Genomic DNA, 1,366 nt, shown 5'->3' on the forward strand with positions numbered 1-1,366 from the left:
CTCCGCCGCGACGTCCCGCCGCACTGGGGCTGACCGGCCCACTGGGGCTGGCCGCCGCAGCGCGGCTGACCGACGCGTCGGCGATGGCACCGATCGCGTGGTCGGCACTTCGGCGAATGGTCGGTAGAACGTCAGGTGGTCGGCAGCTCGAGCTACCGACCACCTGACGTTCTACCGACCATCGTTCCGCGCGAGCGCACCGGTCGGCGATGCTTCGCTCAGCCAGCCAGCCAGCCAGCCAGCCAGCCAGCCAGCCAGCCAATCAGCCAGCCAGCCAATCAGCCAGCCAGCCAGCCCGATCGATGCGCCGCGCTGGGGCGGTGCCGTGCACAAGGTGGAGGGGCGCGGCGTGGGCCGCACGGCTCAGTTGTTCGAGGCGTTCGACTGCGAGCCGGACTGCACGCGCAGCAGGTCGCGGATCTCGGTCAGCAGCACGGTCTGCTCGTCGAGCGCCTCCTCGACGACCTCCTCCTCGGCGGGCTTCCTGCGCAGTTCGCTCAGCTTCTTGACCGGCATGATCACGAAGAAGTAGATCGCCGCCGAGATCAGCAGGAACATGATCAGGCCCTGGATGAACAGGCCGATCTGGAACACGGTCTCCTTGCCCTTCCAGTTCGGGACGGAGAACGCGATCGACGTGAAGTCGGGAGCGCCCACGAGCCACCCGATGAGCGGCATGATGAAGCCGTCGACCAGGCCGCTGATGACCCCGGAGAAGGCGGCGCCGATGACGACGGCGACCGCGAGGTCGAGCACGTTGCCACGCGTGATGAATTCTTTGAAGCCGTTGAACAGGTCGCGCATGGATCCCCCTGGGACTCTCAAGTTGGTGTGGGTCGGCATGGGCCAGAACCTCGACGGAGATTGTGGTGGAAAATCCCGTTCAGCGCATGTCGGACCCGGCATTCCGCCGAATGGACCATGTCATTGATCGGCCGTTCTTCGCGGCGGGCCCGACGACGGCACCAGCACTGCCGTCACCGATCCCCACCCAGAGACCGCCGACAGGTCCGGGGCGTCCTCGGGGGGTACCGCGACCAGGGTGACGGGTCCCTCGCCCTCCGAGACCGACCCGAGCAGCCCGCCGGACTCCTTGGGCGCGCGGCCGGCGGGGACAGGCAGCACCAGCGCGGCACGGGCGAGGTACCGGGGCTCGAGGCTCGGTTCGCTGCCCGACGTCGTCCCGGCCAGCAGGTCGACCCGGTCCCCGGGACGCAGCAGCGCGGCGACGGCGTCGTCGGCGAGGCGGACCGGGACCACGACCGTTCCGTGCGGGGCGGCGGCGGAGACACCGTCGTCGGACACGAGCGTGGTGTGCAGCAGGGCGCCTGCGGGCAGCCCGACGACGGCGGCGCGGCCCAGCAGC

Annotated in this window: 2 protein-coding genes; both read right to left on the reverse strand. The window is 69.8% G+C overall.

Going from position 1 to position 1,366, the window contains the following annotated elements; all coding sequences use genetic code 11:
- Nucleotides 1-363: 363 nt before the first annotated feature.
- Entirely contained in the window at nt 364-843 is a 480-nt protein-coding gene (mscL, locus tag PROKR_RS14825) for a large conductance mechanosensitive channel protein MscL (protein WP_245605837.1), read from the reverse strand.
- An 81-nt stretch (nt 844-924) separates the two neighbouring features.
- Nucleotides 925-1,366: RcpC/CpaB family pilus assembly protein (locus PROKR_RS30780; protein ID WP_245605838.1), on the reverse strand; the 442-nt coding region annotated here is incomplete at its 5' end.

Source organism: Promicromonospora kroppenstedtii DSM 19349, assembly GCF_000515355.1.
GTDB classification, from domain to species: domain Bacteria; phylum Actinomycetota; class Actinomycetes; order Actinomycetales; family Cellulomonadaceae; genus Promicromonospora; species Promicromonospora kroppenstedtii.

Excerpts from the sequence above, each read along its gene's own strand:
- mscL (WP_245605837.1), bottom strand. The coding sequence starts at position 843 with ATGCCGACCCACACCAACTTGAGAGTCCCAGGGGGATCCATGCGCGAC.